At 71.7% G+C, this 15,965-nt stretch carries 13 protein-coding genes; 2 read left to right on the top strand and 11 right to left on the bottom strand.

Going from position 1 to position 15,965, the window contains the following annotated elements; genetic code table 11:
- Position 1: 1 nt before the first annotated feature.
- The 9 genes from OHB56_RS39940 to OHB56_RS39900 all read right to left on the bottom strand — a co-directional run bounded on the left by OHB56_RS39940 (position 2) and on the right by OHB56_RS39900 (position 10,050).
- Entirely contained in the window at positions 2 to 1,201 is a 1,200-nt protein-coding gene (locus OHB56_RS39940) for a CoA transferase (RefSeq protein WP_326750879.1), read from the bottom strand.
- A complete protein-coding gene (locus tag OHB56_RS39935; RefSeq protein ID WP_326750880.1) occupies positions 1,198 to 2,367 on the bottom strand; it encodes a hypothetical protein in 1,170 nt (389 codons plus the stop codon). The genes OHB56_RS39940 and OHB56_RS39935 overlap by 4 nt, the downstream gene beginning before the upstream one ends.
- A gap of 262 nt (positions 2,368 to 2,629) precedes the next feature.
- A complete protein-coding gene (locus tag OHB56_RS39930; RefSeq protein ID WP_326750881.1) occupies positions 2,630 to 3,406 on the bottom strand; it encodes an enoyl-CoA hydratase-related protein in 777 nt (258 codons plus the stop codon).
- Between the two features lie 15 nt (positions 3,407 to 3,421).
- Positions 3,422 to 4,540 (bottom strand): hypothetical protein, encoded by a 1,119-nt coding sequence (locus tag OHB56_RS39925; RefSeq protein ID WP_406358793.1) that lies wholly within the window; start codon positions 4,538 to 4,540, stop codon positions 3,422 to 3,424.
- A gap of 3 nt (positions 4,541 to 4,543) precedes the next feature.
- Entirely contained in the window at positions 4,544 to 5,356 is an 813-nt protein-coding gene (locus tag OHB56_RS39920) for an SDR family NAD(P)-dependent oxidoreductase (RefSeq protein WP_326750883.1), read from the bottom strand.
- Between the two features lie 75 nt (positions 5,357 to 5,431).
- A complete protein-coding gene (locus OHB56_RS39915) occupies positions 5,432 to 5,893 on the bottom strand; it encodes a limonene-1,2-epoxide hydrolase family protein (protein ID WP_326750884.1) in 462 nt (153 codons plus the stop codon).
- On the bottom strand, positions 5,890 to 6,495 hold the full coding sequence (locus tag OHB56_RS39910; protein WP_326750885.1) for a VOC family protein: 606 nt from the start codon (positions 6,493 to 6,495) through the stop codon (positions 5,890 to 5,892). Before OHB56_RS39910 ends, OHB56_RS39915 begins: the two co-directional genes overlap by 4 nt.
- The gene (locus tag OHB56_RS39905; RefSeq protein WP_326750886.1) at positions 6,495 to 9,284 is read right to left on the bottom strand and encodes a branched-chain amino acid ABC transporter permease/ATP-binding protein; all 2,790 of its coding nucleotides are present in this window, start codon (positions 9,282 to 9,284) and stop codon (positions 6,495 to 6,497) included. Before OHB56_RS39905 ends, OHB56_RS39910 begins: the two co-directional genes overlap by 1 nt.
- A 37-nt stretch (positions 9,285 to 9,321) precedes the next feature.
- Positions 9,322 to 10,050: an ATP-binding cassette domain-containing protein gene (locus OHB56_RS39900; protein ID WP_326750887.1), complete on the bottom strand. Its 729-nt coding sequence runs from the start codon at positions 10,048 to 10,050 to the stop codon at positions 9,322 to 9,324.
- Positions 10,051 to 10,295: 245 nt separating this feature from the next.
- Between OHB56_RS39900 and OHB56_RS39895 the strand changes: the two genes are divergently transcribed.
- Both OHB56_RS39895 and OHB56_RS39890 read left to right on the top strand, forming a co-directional pair.
- Positions 10,296 to 11,480 (top strand): ABC transporter substrate-binding protein, encoded by a 1,185-nt coding sequence (locus OHB56_RS39895; protein ID WP_406358790.1) that lies wholly within the window; start codon positions 10,296 to 10,298, stop codon positions 11,478 to 11,480.
- On the top strand, positions 11,477 to 12,211 hold the full coding sequence (locus OHB56_RS39890) for an SDR family NAD(P)-dependent oxidoreductase (RefSeq protein ID WP_326750889.1): 735 nt from the start codon (positions 11,477 to 11,479) through the stop codon (positions 12,209 to 12,211). The genes OHB56_RS39895 and OHB56_RS39890 overlap by 4 nt, the downstream gene beginning before the upstream one ends.
- Positions 12,212 to 12,589: 378 nt before the next feature.
- Here the strand turns inward: OHB56_RS39890 and OHB56_RS39885 are convergent, their stop codons facing one another.
- Positions 12,590 to 13,780 (bottom strand): ABC transporter substrate-binding protein, encoded by a 1,191-nt coding sequence (locus tag OHB56_RS39885; protein ID WP_326750890.1) that lies wholly within the window; start codon positions 13,778 to 13,780, stop codon positions 12,590 to 12,592.
- Positions 13,781 to 13,946: 166 nt separating this feature from the next.
- Positions 13,947 to 15,914, bottom strand: a complete 1,968-nt coding sequence (locus tag OHB56_RS39880) for an NAD(P)-binding protein (protein WP_351127757.1) — start codon at positions 15,912 to 15,914, stop codon at positions 13,947 to 13,949.
- Positions 15,915 to 15,965 lie beyond the last annotated feature (51 nt).

The raw sequence follows: 15,965 nt of genomic DNA, 5'->3' as shown, positions 1-15,965 counted from the left end.
GTCACCTCCGGCCCGCGGACGTCGTCCGCAGCGCGCCCAGGATCTCGTCGTTGTGCTCACCGAGCAGCGGCGCACCGCGCCGGATGGTGCCCGGTGTCCGGCTCAGCTTGGGCACCACACCGGGCATCGGGACGCTCTCGCCGTCCAACGACGGATCGGGCACCTCCACGACCATGCCCCGCGCGCGGTAGTGCGGGTCGCCGAGGATGTCGGGCGCGGTGTAGATCCGGCCGGCCGGCACCCCCGCCTTGTCCAGCACGCCGAGGAGTTCGTCGACCGTCTGCCCGCGCGTCCACCGCGCGATCTCGGCGTCCAGTTCGAGCTGGTGCTCGCCGCGCAGCAGATGGGTGGCGTAACGGCCGTCCGGCGCGGCCCACTCGGGGCGCTCCATCACGGCGGCGAGCCGGCTGAACACGGTGTCCTTGTTGGCCCCCATGACGATCCACCGTCCGTCGGACGTGGGGTAGACACTGGAGGGCGCGATGCCCGGCAGCAGGGGTCCGGAGGGTCCGCGCACCTTCCCCAGTTTCACGAACTCGGGAAGGATCGACTCCATGTACATCCACGTCGCCTCGTAGAGCGCCACGTCGATCACCTGGCCCCGGGGCCCCGTGCGCAGATGGCCCGACAGCAGGGCGAGCAGCGCGCCGATGAAGCCCTGGGTGCCCGCGAGGGCGTCCCCGATGGAGATGCCGACCCGCACGGGAGGCCGGTCCGGCTCGCCGGACAGATGCCGGAAGCCGCTCATCGCCTCGGCGATGGAGCCGAATCCGGCGCGGTCGCGCAGGGGGCCCGTCTGCCCGTAGCCGGTGATGCGGACCATGACCAGGTCCGGGTTGTCGGCGTGCAGGTCCTCGGGGCCGAGGCCCCAGCGCTCCATGGTGCCGGGACGGAAGTTCTCGATGACCACGTCGGCCGTACGGGCCAGTTCGCGGAAGGCGGCCTGCCCCTCGGCGTCGCGGAGGTCGAGGGTGACCGACTTCTTGCCTCGGCCGATGATCGGCCAGTACAGCCCCACGCCCTTGTAGAGCCCGCCCCAGCGGCGCATGTCGTCACCGGCCGGGGGTTCGACCTTGATGACCTCGGCGCCGTGATCGGCGAACAGGTGCGCGCAGAAAGGCCCGCTGATGATGTGTCCGACCTCGAGGACGCGGAGGCCGGCGAGCGCGCCGCCGTCGGCCGACGCCGCCCGGGCGGTCATCGGTCGAACCCGTTCTGCGTCAGCCAGCCGTCGATGTGGTCGACCGCGGACTGGAGGTGTTCCTTCTGACCGCTGTAGTAGTGGTTCGCGCCCTCGATCACGCTGAGTTGCTTGTTCTCGTGGGCGATGCCCTCGTAGATGGCCCGGGGGTGGGCCGGCGGGCACGCGTCGTCGCGGGAGTTCTCCAGCAGAAGCACCGGGACGGTGACCCGGGACGCCGCGTCGGCGGCGTCGACCTGGGCGGTGTCGTAGGACCACTGGGAGAGCCAGCTGCGGGTGGTGGTGAAGCGGCCCAGCGCCGAGGGGCCGTCGTTGACCAGGCGGGGATCGCCGAGGTAGGAGCCGGGGGCCCGGTCGTTGGGGTCGACGGCGAGGTCCAGCCAGCGGGGGTCGGCCATGGTGCCCTGCACCACGAAGCAGTGCTCCTCCTGGTGGCGTCCGGCCGCCTTGAGGCCGGCCAGCCGTTCCTGGGCGTACGCGGTGATACGGCGGCTGCGGGCCACCTGGGCCGCGCGGTACTCGGCCAGGAACTCCGCTGTGTACGGGGGCTGGTCGGGGTTCTCGGGGGAGTAAAGGTTCAGGTGGGGGTCGCGCTCGTCGGGGCGCGACTCGTCCAGGATCGAGGCGTCCAGGAAGTCGGTCAGCAGGTGGTGGCGGCTGCGGTGCGCCGCGAGGATCATCACCCCGTCGGCCGGGGTGAGCCGGGTGTCGGCGAGCGGGGTGTGCTCCCCCGCGCCGGTGAGCTTGATGACCGGCTTCTCGGCCTCGGCCTGATAGCCCATCATCAGCGAGCCGCCGCCGCTCCAGCCGGCCAGGACGACCCGCTCGTAGCCGAGGCGCTCCTTGGCGTCCTTCACCACGGCGCCGAGGTCGAGGAGGACGTTCTCCATGATCAGCGCGGCGTCGCCGTTGCTGTAGCGGGTGCCGGCGGCGAGCACGTGGAATCCGGCGCGGGCCAGCGCCGAGAACATCGGCAGGTAGCCGGGTGAGCCGATGGGGTGCATGGCGACCACGCAGGTGGTGGACGGGTTCTCACCACGGAGCAACTGGGCCTGCAGCACCACCGAGTCACCGATCGTGCCGTAGACGTCCTTGCGGGTGGAGTTGTCCCGTTGCACCACGAGGTAGGGGGTGCGGGTGTACTTCACGGACGTGTCCGCGGGCATGGGCGTTCCTCCAGTGCTCGACGTCGTGCGGGCCGGCCGTCAGATGCCGTCCACAAAACCATACAGTGTTTGGATCCTGATGTGCAGCTCCGTCCCGGGGCCGGGGTTCTTCCACGCGGTCCCGGGCCGGAGCAGGGTGGGGCGGGGCCCGTCGGAGACCGACTGCCCGCGCGAAGCCGAGAGCTCGCGGGGAACCGCCGGCACCGCGGCGGACCGCGGTGCCGGCCCCCACGAGCCCGGCGGGAACCGTACGAGCGGTCCCCTACGAAGGGGTGTCCCGCGACAGGTAGCCCCGGCGCTCGCCGGACACGAAGGTCTCGCGGGCCTCGCGCGCGTCACCGCGCATGTTGAGTTCGAGGGTCAACGCGGTCTCCTGGCGGTACAGCGGGCCGATGTCCCGCCGGGCGCTGCCGTTGATGGCCTTCTTGGCCGCCCTGACCACCGAGGGCCTCTTGGCCGCGATGACTCCGGCCAGCCGCCGGGCCTCCACCGGCACCGACTCCTCGTCGGGCACCGCGACCACGGTCCCGTACGAGGCCAGCTCCCGCCCCAGGACCGGCTCGCAGGTGAGCATGGCCTGGCGCAGCCGCTTGTCCGGCATCAGGCCCATCGCCTGGACCGCGCCGCCGGTGGCACCGTTGTCGACCTCGGCGAGCACGAAGCGGCACTCCTCGTCGGCGACCACGATGTCGCAGGCCCCGGCGACCAGGACGCCCAGTCCGATGCAGTAGCGGTGCACGGCGGCGATGACGGGGGCGGCGCACTCGTGCAGGGCCACGGTCAGGTCGGTGGAGCCGGTGACCTGCCCGAGGATGCCCTCGAAGCCGGGCAGCCGCTGGACCTCCTTGACGTCACCGCCCCCGATGAAGCCCCGGCCCTCGCCGCGCAGGACCACCGCACGCACCTCGGGGCGCGCGGCGACGCCCTCCACGACGGCTGCCAGCGCGGCGAGGTCCTCGATCCCCACGGCGTTGACCGGCGGGGCGTCGACGACCAGCTCGAGGACGCCGTCCTCGGACAGCTTCTGCTGGATGGGCACGGTGTCGTCCTTCGCTCAGCGTCCGCGTTCGTCGCCGGTCAGCGACGGGACCTTCGGGTGCGGCATGGGGTGGGCCAGGGGCGGGGCCTCATCGGGCGCCTCGGCCCGGCACATCTCGACCGCCTTGGCGTAGGCGGCGACCTGCCGGTCCTCCAGCTCGTAGTCGAACTTGCCGGTGTACATCGGGTACGCCTCGGGGGTGGGCGGGTTCTCCCGCAGCCACTCGACGGTCTCCACCAGCGCGTCGTACGCCGTGATGACGTCCTTGTGCCCGAGCTGGGTACGGATCTTGGAGGCGTCGACCGTCATGTGCGGCCGGGAGGCCGGGGCCAGGAACTCGTTGACGGCGGACGGCGCGATGAGGGAGGGGATGCCGATGAACTCCAGGTCCGCACCGCAGATACCGGCGACCGTCTCGGCCCACTGCCGCATGCTGAACTGGTCGTCGTCGGCGACGTTGTAGGACTCGCCGTCGGCCAGCTCGGGCTGGTCGACGATCGCCATGATGCCCGCGGCCGCGTTGCGGGCGGCGCAGCGGAAGATCAGCCAGAGGCCGTCGTCGGGCAGGATCATGTACTTCCGGCCGTCCTGGATCCGCTTCAGCACCGCCCACTCCCACGGCACGATGTTGCGCGGGCCGTAGATCTGCGGATACCGGACGTAGGACGCCTTGTAGGCGCCGTTCGCGGCCCGCTCCATCACCGAGCGCTCGGCGTTGAGGATCTGCATCGCGAACTTCGCGGGCGCCTCGGCCGTGTCGGCGAGCGGGCTGTTCTCACGGGCGTTGATCTCCATGCCCCACGGCTTGGAGCCCTGCGGCTCGATGAAGCCCCGGTAGACCGGCACGCCGCCGACGCAGACGAGCTGGTCGGTCTTGCCGGCGAAGAACTCCCCGGTCACCCGCATCCGGCCGTAGGTCGCGACCACGAGGTCCCACTCCTGGCCGCCGACGACCTCTTCCAGCGTCTCGGCGAAGTGCGGGTCGGCGTGCAGGTGCCGGACGTCAGGCAGACCGGGCGGCTCGTGGGCGCCGCGGTGCAGCATGGTGACGTCGTGGCCCCGGTCGAGCAGCCCCTGCAGGATGTGCGGGCCGGTCGGACCGGTGCCGCCGATGACCAGTGTCCTCTTACTCATGGCTCAGTCCTCGATTCCGCGGCTGACCGCGGGGGCCAGCCCTTCGCTGAAGGCGGTCTGTCCGCCGTCGACCGGGATGACCGCGCCGGTGATGAAGCTGGAGAGGTCGGAGGCGAGGAACACCACCGCCTGCGCCATCTCCTCGGGCCGGCCGACCCGGTTCAGCAGATGGGAGCGCTCGACCTCGCGCAGCCGCTCCGCGGGCAGGCCGCTGCGCAGCGCGGGGGTGTCGAAGACGCCGGGCACGATCGCGTTGCAGCGGACGCCCTGCGCCCCGTAGTGCACCGCCACCGTGCGGGTCAGCCCGATGATGCCGGCCTTGGCGGTGTTGTAACTCATCCGCCAGGTGGCGCCTGTGACGCCGCGGGTGGAGGACATGTTGACGATGCTGCCGTTCCCGGCTTCGAGCATCCCGGGCAGCACGTGCTTGCAGCCGAGTGCCGCGCCGGTCAGGGTGATCGACAGGCTGGTGTTCCACGCGTCCAGGTCGAGATGGAGCGGATCGCGGTCGAGGTCCATCACGGGCCCGCCGGTGAGGGCGGCGTTGTTGTGCAGCACGGTGACCGGCGCGGAGAACACGCGGCGGGCCGCTGCCACCGCCTCCTCCCAGGACGCCTCGTCGGCGATGTCCAGGACCGCCGCGGTGGCCGAGCCGCCCGCCGCGGCGATCGCGGCGGCGGTGGCGGTGGCGGTGTCGCCGTTCACGTCGGTCACCAGCACCTTCGCGCCCGCCGCGGCGAGGGCCTCCGCGGAGGCCCGGCCCATTCCGGAGCCGGCGCCGGTGACCAGCGCGACCCTCTCATCCAGGGAACCCATCGTCGTGTTCTCCGTTCACCTCGGCGCAAAACCAAACAGTGTTCTATCAGGGTCGGCGGCGCGGGGGAAGGAGGGTCAGTCCCCGGCGCGCATGTGGTCGTCCAGGAGGGGCGGCCGGTCGGTCGCGAAGTCCTCGGGCAGATACCGCTCGGCGAACTCGCGGGTGTCGTAGAAGTAGTCGCGCACCCAACGGATGCGGCCGTCCTCGACCTTGAGCGTGCCCATCACCTTGAACGAGTGGAGCAGCCTGCCGTCGGCGTCGACGGAGTCGTCGTACCGCTCGGTGAGGACGTAGGGGCCCTCGGCGGCGGCGTGCACCAGCTCGAACCGGAAGCCCGCCACCCCCTTACTGGCCTTCGCCTTCTCCAGGTCCGCCACCAGCTGCTCCAGGCTGGTCACCCGGGGCGGGTCGAAGCCGGCGGAGGCCCACCACAGGTCGTCGTGGCACAGCCGCCGGGCGGTCGCCACCATGTCGTCGTGGGTCGGCCCGAAGTGTGCGAAGAAGTCGCGCACCACGGTCAGCGGATCGGTGCTCACGTCCCCTCCTCCCTCTCTCCGGCCGGTGGGCCGGTCGCGGACCGTTCGTTCTCGTGGTCGTAGCGGTAGGCCGTGAGCACGGACTCGTCCTCGCCCGCGTGGAAGCGGCGGACCAGGTCGTCGAAGTCCACGCTGTGGCCCACCGGGTGCCTGGCGAAGGCGGGCGAGCGCAGGAACGCGGTCGCCTCCTCGTTGTCGACGAAGCGGTCGATCTGCAGCTCGGCCCGGTTCCCGTCCGGGTCCTGGTAGTAGAGCGACAGCGTCGGGCCGTGGTTGACCGCCCAGGTGGGGACGGTGCCACCGGCCTTGAGGCGCTCGTAGGTGGCGACCAGGTCGGCCAGGCTCGCGTAGGTGAACGCGATGTGGTCCAGGCCCGCCGCCCGCTCGGCGGGGCCGCCGAGGCCGGGCGGCGCGACGACCGCGATCCGGTGGTGCTCGTCGTCGAAGGTCAGGAATCCGATGAACTCGTTCTCGAACACCACCTCCGCCTGGAGCAGGCCGGCCCACCAGTCGAGCACCGGCCGGAAGCGCCGGGTGCGGAGCACCACGTGGGCGAGGCGGGCGGGCACGACCCGGCGGGCCGTGCCCCCGTCCCCGCTCATCAGCTGTGCTCCCCGACCAGATCGCCGTCGCGCCGGCCGGCGGGCTCCGCGGTGTCCTGCGGGCCGTCGGACTCGCCGGACGCAGCGGGCTCGTCGGGCTCGTCGGATTCGTCGCCTCCGCCGAGGTAGGCGCTGAGCACCCGCGGGTCGTTGCGGACCTCGTCGGGGCTGCCGTTGACGAGGACGGCGCCGGCGGTCAGCACGGTCACCTCGTCGCAGGCGGCGAGCACCATGTCGATGTTGTGCTCGACCAGCAGGATGCCCATGCCCCAGTCCTTGGCCAGGCGGCGCAGCAGCGCGGCCAGGTATTGGGCCTCGGGGTCGCTGAGGCCGGCGGCGGGCTCGTCGAGGCAGAGCACCGAGGGGGTGCTGGCGACGGCCCGGGCGATCGCCGCGAGGCGGCGGTGGCCCATGGAGAGCTCGCCGGGCTTCAGGTCGAGCTCGTCCAGCAGGTTGAACTCGCGGGCCGCCGCGAGGGCGACGCCGTTGAGCTGGATGCGGCCCGGCCGCACGAAGTCGGCACCGTACTTCAACGGGCTCCACTGCTCGCTCGCGATGGCGAGGTTCTCGCGCAGGGTGAGGTCCTCGAACAGCTCCAGGGACTGGAAGGAGCGTCCCAGGCCGGCCTTCAGCCGCTTCTGGGGCGTCAGGCGGGTGAGGTCGGTGCCGTCGAGGTCGACCGTGCCCGTCTCGGTCCGGACGAAGCCGGTGACGGCGTCGATGACGGTGGTCTTGCCCGCGCCGTTGGGGCCGATCAGGCCGTGCACGGTGCCGGGTTCGACGGTGAACGTGGCGTCGGCGACGGCGATCACGTTGCCGAAGCGCACCCGCACCCCGGAGACGGTGAGCCGCTTGGCCGGCACCGGCTCGGCCTTGACGGCCTCGGCCGCCTCGACGTCCGCGGCGTCGGCGACCGGCTCGGCCTTCTTGCGGCGCAGCCTGCGTCCGACGCCCTTGACCAGTTCGACGTTGACCTGCCACAGCCCGGAGGGGTTCTGCACCAGGATGACCAGCAGCATCAGGCCGCTGATCAGCGGCAGCCAGGACTCGATCGAGTGGATGCCGGAGAACAGTTCCGAGCCGACGCCGGACGGCATCAGGGTGCCGCCCATGACACCGCCGCCGACGTATCCGGCGCCGCCCACCACGGTCATGGCGACGACCACGATGGAGTTGAAGGTGTCGAAGTTGACGGTCACCACGCTGAAGCTGCGGAAGGTGAGGACCACACCGGCGATGGCCGCGATGCCGGCCGCCGCGCCGAACGCGAACAGCTTGGCTCCGAAGACGCTGACGCCCAGCGAGGCCGCCGCGCGCTCGTTGCTCCGCACGGCCAGCAGCCGCCGGCCGACGGCGCCACGGCGCAGGTTGAGGACGCCGACCGCCACGAGCACCAGCAGGACGAGCGCCATCACGGCGTAGTTGCCGGGTGCCAGCAGGCCGCTGACGTTCAGCCCGAAGATCTCGATGGGCGGGACGACGATGCCGCTGGTGCCGCCGCTGTAGTCGCTGTTGTTGAGGACGATGTTGTAGATGACGACGGCGAGGCCGAGGGTGACGATGGCCAGGTTGATGCCGCGGGTGCGCAGGGCGGGCAGCGCCACCAGCACGCCGAGCAGCGCGGTGATGGCCACGGCGCCCACGAGGGCGGCGAGGAAGGGCCACTTCAGGTCGGCCACCAGGCGGGCGGCGACCAGGGCTCCGAAGCCGGCCAGCACGTACTGGGCGAGCGAGAGCTGCCCGGCGTAGCCGGTGACGAGCACGATGGACACGCACAGGATCGCGAAGCCCATGGTGACGGTGACGGCGTTGGTCCAGGCGAGGTCGAACACCGAGGAGACCAGCCAGGCCATGACCGCGGTGACGACGACGGTCGGGACGACCCGCACCTTGCCGGAGCCGACGTCGATCATGCGGTCCAGCACGTGGCTGCGCAGCGGGATGCCGCGGCCGCGCAGCACCATGACGACGACCACGATGATGAAGGGCACGCTGGCCGACCAGCCGGGCGCGCTGACGTAGCGGGCCAGGAGGGACTCGATGACGCCGAGGCCGACGGCTCCGGCAAAGACGATCGGGAACGAGTTGAAGTTGGCGATGAGGCCGACGGCCAGGGCGGGGATCACCAGCATGGCGAGGACCTGCGGCTGCAGGTAGGTGATCGGCGCGATCAGCGCGCCCGCGAGGGCGCTGAGGCCGGCGCCCAGGGCCCAGTTGACGGTCGCGATGCGCTCCGGGGAGTGCCCGAGGCTCGCGGCGACGCGGACGTTCTCGGCGACCGCACCGGTGGCGCGGCCGAACGTGGTCCGGCGGTAGACGAACCAGAGCGCGACGGTGGAGGCGGCGCCGAGGAGGAAGAGGATCATACGGTCGGCGCCGACGTAGACGTCCGGGGCGACCTGGATGCCGTTGGTCGGCAGCAGCGAGGGCGCCGCCTTGAGGTCGCTGCCGTAGATGAGGACGGCGGCGGATGTCAGCACCATCAGCACGGCCAGGGTCGAGATGACCTTCAGCAGGGCCGAGGCGTCCTTCATCGGTCTGAGGATCAACAGCTGCACCAGGGTTCCGAGGACCGCGCCCACCACGACGGCGAAGACCAGGCCGAGCCAGCGCGGGAGCGAGAAGCCCACCACCGCCTGGTAGTAGGCGTAGCCGCCGACCATGACGAAGCCGCCCTGGGCGAAGTTCAGGATGCCGGATCCCCGGTAGACCAGTACCAGCCCCTGGGCGATCAGCGCGTAGAGCGCACCGGCTCCCAGGCCGATGAGCACATACCGGAGGATGTCCATGGAGGTGTCTCCTGTGAGTGGTGAGGCCGGGAGCGCGTCAGGCGGCGCTGTCGTGGTCGGAGAGGTAACGGCGCCGGATCTCCTCGTCGCCGTCCGCGGAGTCGCCGCTCGCGACGAGTTCGCCGCGGCGCATCAGGTACCAGCGGTCGGAGGCGCCGAGGGCACGGCGCGCCTGCTGCTCCACGAGCAGCACCCCGATGTCCAGCGTGGTAGCGGCGTCGCGGAGCGCCGCGAGGAGCCGGTCGACCACGATCGGTCCCAGGCCCAGGGAGAGCTCGTCGGCGAGCAGGACCTTCGGCCGCCGGGCGAGCGCGCGGCCGAGGGTGAGCATCTGCTGTTCGCCGCCGGAGAGGAGTCCGGCCCGGCGGTCGAGCAGTTTGCCCAGTTCGGGGAAGACCTCGACGGCGGGCTCGAGGCCGCCGCTGCCCAGGAGCAGGTTGTCCCGTACCGACATCGACATGATGACGGAGCGTTCCTCGGGAACGAAGCCGAGGCCGGCCGCCGCGCGCTTGTGCAGGCCGCCGGTGAGCGGTGCGCCGAACCAGCTGATCTCCCCGCCCAGCGGGCGCAGCTCGCCGGCGAGCGTCAGCAGGGTGGTCGACTTGCCGGCGCCGTTGGGCCCAAGCAGCGCGACGATCTCACCGGCGTGGACCTCGAGGTCCAGCCCGCGTACGACGGCGAGTTCGCCGTAGCCGGCGACGAGCGACGTCGCCCGCAGGGCGGCGGCTCGCGCCGTGCCGGGCTCGGTGTGGGCGACTTCAGTCACGTCATCTCCCTCAGCGGTGGTGGAGCCGGGCGTGCCGTCACCGGGTGGCGGTGACGGCACACACAGCGTAGTAAACGCTGTTTGGTTTTACGCCCGTCTCAAGTGGAGCGCAAGGGTTGCGCGCGGCTGGATTGTCGCGAGACATGGCGTGAACGCATCCCTTGAAATGCCGAGCTGTGCGTGATTAACCTAACTGCGTTTCGTTATACGTGGCAAGGACTCCGTCTCCCAGAGCAAGGAAGCTCATGAAGCGAAGACTGTTCTCCACCCTCGTCGTATCCACCCTCGCCCTCGGTTCCGTGGCCGCGTGCGGCGGCTCCGACGCGGATTCCGCCGCCGCCGAGGGCCCCATCAAGCTCATGTCGATCGGCTCCTTCGAGACACCGGTCTTCTCGACCCCTCAGGTCGAGACGGCACTGCGGGCGAAGATCGCCGACATCAACGAGAACGGCGGTATCGACGGGCGCAAGATCGAGCTCAAGATCTGCAACGACAAGTTCGACCCCAACGAGGCCACCTCCTGCGCCCAGCGCGCGGTGACGGACGGCATGCACGCCGTGATCGGCGGCGCCTCTCCCTTCTCACCCCAGTTCCTCCCGGTCCTCGAGGCCGCGAAGATCCCGCTGGTGGCCGGCAGCGCCAGCTCGGGCGGGGCCGAGCTGCAGAGCGAGATCTCCTTCCCTGTGAACGCGGGCGCCCCCGGCATGTCGCTCGGCACCGGGCGCCTCGCCGCCCAGGCCGGTTCCTCCACCGTCGTCATCGCCTCCGACAACGAGGGCTCGCAGACCGGCGCCGACCTGAGCATCAAGGGCGCCGAGTCGGCCGGCGCCAAGATGACCAAGGTCACCATGAAGCTGGGCGCCCCGGACGTCTCCGCGACCGTCGCCCGTGCCCTGCAGCTGAAGCCGGACGCCATCGCCCTGCAAGTCGTCACCGAGGACGCGCTGAAGGTGGTCAAGAGCCTGCGCCAGTCCGGGTACGAGGGCGCGGTCACCGCTCCCGGCTCTCTCTTCCCGCCGGCCAGCCTGGAGGCGCTCGGCGACTTCGCCGAGGGCGTCCGCATGACCAGCCGGGTGGTACCGCCCACGTCCACCGACATCCCCCAGGTCAAGGAGTTCCTGGCGCAGATGAAGAAGGAGGACCCCAAGGCCCAGACCGACGACCTCGCCCTCAACGCCTGGACCGGCATGTACCTGCTGGCCGAGGTGCTCAAGGGCCGGGACGTCACCGACGGCGCCTCGGTGATCGCCGCCTTCGAAGCCGTCGAGAAGCCGATCGTGCTCGGCACCGCCCCGGACTACCCGGGCGTGCCCGCGACCCCGGACGCCGAGGAGTACCCGCGTGTCCCGCAGTTCGACACGGTCGGCAGCACCGTCAAGGACGGCAAGGTGGTCCGCGAGGGCGACTTCTTCAACCCGCTCGAGGCGTGAGCGTGCACACCGTCGTCGTCACCGGGGGAGCCAGCGGCATCGGCGCGGCCACCTGCCGGTATCTCGCCGAGCAGGGCTACCGGGTGGTCGTCGCCGATCTGCAGCGCACGGAGGGTGAACGGCTGGCAGCCGAGCTGGACGGCCTCTTCGTGCACCACGACGTCGGCGATCCGGTCTCGTGGGAGACGCTCATGACCGCGGCGGTGGACCGCTTCGGTCCGCTGCACGGCCTGGTGGCCGCCGCCGGGGTCAAGAGCGAGTACCTCCTCCAGGGCCCGCCCGACCCGGTCCTGTTCCACCGCGCCGCCACGGTCAACCAGCTTGGAGTGATCCTCGGGGTCCAGATCGTCGGGGAGCACCTGCGGGAGCAGGGCCGGGGCTCCATCGTCAACATCGCCTCCGGCGCGGCGATGCCTCCGGCGCAGAGCCCGGACGTCGCCTACGTCAGCACCAAGTGGGGGGTGCGCGGGATCAGCCGGGTCGCCGCGCGGCGGCTCGCACCGCACGGCGTACGCGTCAACACGGTGCTGCCCGGGCTGGTCCGCACCCCGATGATCGCCGGCATCACGGAACGGGACCCCGAACGGGTCGCGTCCGTGGAGGCGGCGATCCCGATGGGCCGGATGGGCCGCCCGGAGGAGATCGCCCGGGCCGTCTACTTCTTCGTCTCCGAACTCGGCTCGTACGCCACCGGCGCCGAACTGGTCGTCGACGGGGGGTCACTGGCCTGAGAGGCCCGGCACGGCCGAGGGGCCCGGGGAGATCCCCGGGCCCCTCGGCCGTGCGCCGCCGACCGTGTTCCTCCGCCCCGGGCCCGGTGGCGGCGCGGAGCAGGGCTCTCCCGCTCCCCGGCAGGCCTACCGCGTCCCGGGGGAGCCATGCGCCCGCGGCCTCCTCCCGGACCCTGCCGGGAGGAGGCCGTACCGCCCCGGGCCGCCCCTTCGCCCCCGCCGGTACGCCCGGCGCACCCGGTACGCCCGGCGCACCCGGTCCACCCGGCGCGTCGAGGAGCACCGCGTGGCGCACCGTCCGGCCCGGCACAGCGCATGCGGACGGCCGGTGGCCATCTGGTCCACTGGCCGTCCGCCGTCGTGTACCGCCCTGGTGGGTCAGCCCGCCAGCGGGTCGAAGAACTCGCCGTCCGGGACGATCTTGCCGTCGTTGACGGTGCTCGGCATCACCTCGAAGACCGCGACGCGCGGGTACTCCTTGTGCGGCGCGTCGCCGCCGAGGCCCGGGTAGTCGGGGTAGATGCCGAACAGGTCCACCGACTTGTCGATCTTCGAGAGGGCGTCGATGACCGACTGTCCGTCGGTGACCTTCTTGCCGCTCAGGATGCCGGGCAGGGCGCGCACGGAGAGCCAGCCGTTGAGGCTGATGTCGTCGATGGGCGCGTCGGCGTCGAGGGCGCGCACCTCCTTGTTGAACCGCGCGATCATCTTGTTCTCGGTGTACGCCGCGGGAAGGCCGCGCCCGGCGAGCACGATGCCCTCCGCCTTGTCGCCGAGCGCCTTGATCGAGGCCGGGTTGACGATCGACGCCGGGCCGGTGATCGGACCCTTGAACCCGTTCTCGCGCAGGGCCGACACGATGCGCGTCGCGGTGTCGCCGGAGGCGGTGATGACGACCCCGTCGGGCTTCTGGTCGAGCACCTTGAGCGCGGTCGGGTTGTAGTCGGCGGCCGTGAGCGGGGCGACCACCTCCTTCACGGTTCCGCCGGCCTTCTTGACGCCCAGCTCGGCCTGCTTGACGGAGGCGCGGCTGGAGGCGTTGTCCCCGGGGACGACGACGACCTTGTCGCCGCCGCGCTCCGCGGCCAGTCGGCCGGCGGCGATGACGAAGGCGCTGGACCCGGCGTTGATCGGGTAGAACACCGCCTCCTCGCTCTCCGCGGTGCCGTCACCGCCGCCGGGGCCGATGAACGGGATCTTCGCCGCCTCCAGGACGGGGGCGAGCGCGGCCGTGTGCGGCGTCATGCCGCCGACGACGGCGGCGACGCCCTCGCTGATCGCGCGCTGGGCGCAGGCGGTGGCCTCGTTGGGGTCGAACTTGTCGTTGCAGAAGGAGACTTTGAGCTTGCGGCCGTCGATCCCGCCCTCCTTGTTCACCGCGTCGGCCGAGGCCTGGATGGCGGTCTGGAGCTGGGGGATCGAGTAGACCGAGCTCTCGAAGGAGGCGATCGACATGATCTTGATGGGGCCTTCGGCGCCCGCCGAGGAGCTGGAGTCGCCCCCGCCGCACGCGGTGAGCGGCAGGGCCAGGGCGAGTGTCGCGGCGGCGATTTTCGCAGAGCGGTGCACGGATGTCTCCTAGGTGATCAGGACTTGAGAGAGTGAGGAACGGGCCGCTCCACTGACGCCGTTCGCGCGGCAGGAGTCTCGAGCGGGCTCCGCGGTCGCCGGACCGGTCCGATCCATGCGGGGTGGGCGGGGCCGGGCCGCGGGGTCGCGGCACGGCCCGGCGTACTCAGAAGGTCTGTGCGAGCAGGGTCGCTTCACGGGTGGCGGTGGTGACGCCGCGGGGTGCGATCGCGTCGCCGCAGGTGTGCGCGGTGACGCCGAGCGCCTGAAGTTCGTGGACCAGCCCGTCGCGCGGCACGGGGTGCACCGCGGCGACGACGACGTCGATGCCCGGCAGGACGCTCTCGACGCCGTCGGGGTCGATGAGCGTGGCCCGGCCGTCCTCGTACGACCTGAGGTCCCGGAAGGTCGTCGCCGTGATGTGCGACGACCGGCGGAAGAGGTCCTGGTAGTCGAGGCGGTGGTTGTAGCCGCTGTTGGTGACCAGCCGGTCGAACGGCGTCACGTAGACGACGTCGTGGCCCTCCAGCGCCAGCTTCTCCACCGCCACGCCGGCCGGGTTGTGGCCGGTGCGGTCCACGACCAGCACGGTCGCCCCCTCGGGCACGCCGTGCGCGATCGCGTCGTCGACGGTGACGATGCCGGGCCGGTCGAGCCCGTGGGCGGCCAGGTCGTGCGCGGCGCCGGTGGCCACGACGACCTCGTCCACTCCCGCGTCCCGGATCCCGGCCGCGGTGAGCCGGCGTCCGTACTCCACCTCGACTCCCTCGTGGCGCAGTTCGCCCACCAGGTGGTCGACGGTGCCGAACAGTTCGGCGGCGCGGGTGCCGAGCAGGGTGCGCAGCCGGCCGCCCGGCCGGTCGGACGCCTCGACGATCCGTACGTCGTGGCCCCGCTTGACCGCCGTCTCGGCGGCCTGGAGACCGGCGACCCCGGCGCCCACGACGAGGACCCGCTTGCGCCGCACCGGTGCGGGCAGGGCCGCGAACTGGGCCTCGCGGCCGAACTCCGGGTTGTGCCAGCACTGCACGGCCTTGCCGTCCACGCGCCGGCTGTTGCACTCGGCGATCCGCACGCAGGTGCGGATGCGGCCCTCGTCGCCGCGCAGGATCTTGACGCCCAGGTCCGGGTCGGAGAGGAAGCCGCGGGTCATGCCGATCAGGTCGCACATGCCGTGTTCGAGGGCCCGTTCCGCCATGTCCGGGTCGACGATGCCGCCGACGCCGACCACCGGCACCCGCGCGCCGATGGCGTCCCGCAGGCCCTTGGCCAGTTCGAGGTCGTAGCCCTTGGGGTAGCGGAAGGAGGCCACCGACGGCTGGGAGTAGGCCGGTGCCTTGGTGCCGATGGAGAGGTTCATGAAGTCGATGTGGCCGGTGTCCACCAGGCGCCTGGCGACGTCGTTGAGTTCCTCCACGGTGAGGCCCTGCTCGTCCTCGCGCAGATGGTCGTCGGCCGTCATGCGCCAGCCGAGGATCCCGTCCTCGCCCAGCCCGGAGCGCACCGCTTCGAGCACCGCGGTGGAGAAGGCCAGCTGCTCGCCCCACTCGTCGTCGCGGCCGTTGCCCCAGGGGCTGTAGGACTGCTGGAGGAGGTAGCCGTGGGCGCCGTGCAGTTCGAGCCCGTCCAGTCCGGCCTCGCGGAACACCTCGGCCGTGCGGCCGTAGGCGTCGACCATCAGCTGGATCTCGGCACCGGTCATCCGGTGGGCGGCCTCGCCGAACTCGTCCTGGCCGCCGTTGAAGGACCATTCGGCGCGCTCGTCGAGCAGCACGTGGGAGCCGATCTGGCGGCCGAAGTTGACGACCTGCGGGGTGACCAGCGCGCCTTCCTCGTGGACGGCGTCGGCCAGCCGCTTGAGCCGGTCGATCACCGGCCGCGGCCAGTCGTGGAACGGTTCGACGTTGACCGGCTGCGCGATGAGCAGCGCGGCCCCGCCCCTGGCCCGGCGGCGGCAGTAGTCGACGTACGTGGTCTCGTCGCCGGCCGGGTGCCAGGGCGCCATGATGCTGTGCGCCGTGGTGATCATGCGGTTGCGGAGCACGTGGCCGCGGATGGTCGTCGGGCTGAGCAGACGGGCGTACTTCCCGTCCGTGCGGGGTGACGTCGGCTCGGTGGCCGGGCTGGTCGTCATACGTCTCTCCTGTCGGAAAGCCCGCCGTGCCGGAGGGCCCGAACGGCCCGG

The organism is Streptomyces sp. NBC_01635 (genome assembly GCF_045209715.1).
Taxonomy (GTDB): Bacteria; Actinomycetota; Actinomycetes; order Streptomycetales; family Streptomycetaceae; genus Streptomyces; species Streptomyces hirsutus.
The sequence above is the reverse complement of the archived record's forward strand: the minus strand, read 5'-3'. Positions and strand labels throughout refer to the sequence as shown.

Bases quoted from the DNA above. Each gene is read 5' to 3' on its own strand.
- OHB56_RS39925 (WP_406358793.1), bottom strand. From the start codon at position 4,540: ATGAGTAAGAGGACACTGGTCATCGGCGGCACCGGTCCGACCGGCCCG.
- OHB56_RS39895 (WP_406358790.1), top strand. From the start codon at position 10,296: ATGAAGCGAAGACTGTTCTCCACCCTCGTCGTATCCACCCTCGCCCTC.
- OHB56_RS39910 (WP_326750885.1), bottom strand. From the start codon at position 6,495: ATGAGCGGGGACGGGGGCACGGCCCGCCGGGTCGTGCCCGCCCGCCTC.
- OHB56_RS39940 (WP_326750879.1), bottom strand. From the start codon at position 1,201: ATGACCGCCCGGGCGGCGTCGGCCGACGGCGGCGCGCTCGCCGGCCTC.
- OHB56_RS39920 (WP_326750883.1), bottom strand. From the start codon at position 5,356: ATGGGTTCCCTGGATGAGAGGGTCGCGCTGGTCACCGGCGCCGGCTCC.
- OHB56_RS39905 (WP_326750886.1), bottom strand. From the start codon at position 9,284: ATGGACATCCTCCGGTATGTGCTCATCGGCCTGGGAGCCGGTGCGCTC.
- OHB56_RS39880 (WP_351127757.1), bottom strand. From the start codon at position 15,914: ATGACGACCAGCCCGGCCACCGAGCCGACGTCACCCCGCACGGACGGG.
- OHB56_RS39935 (WP_326750880.1), bottom strand. From the start codon at position 2,367: ATGCCCGCGGACACGTCCGTGAAGTACACCCGCACCCCCTACCTCGTG.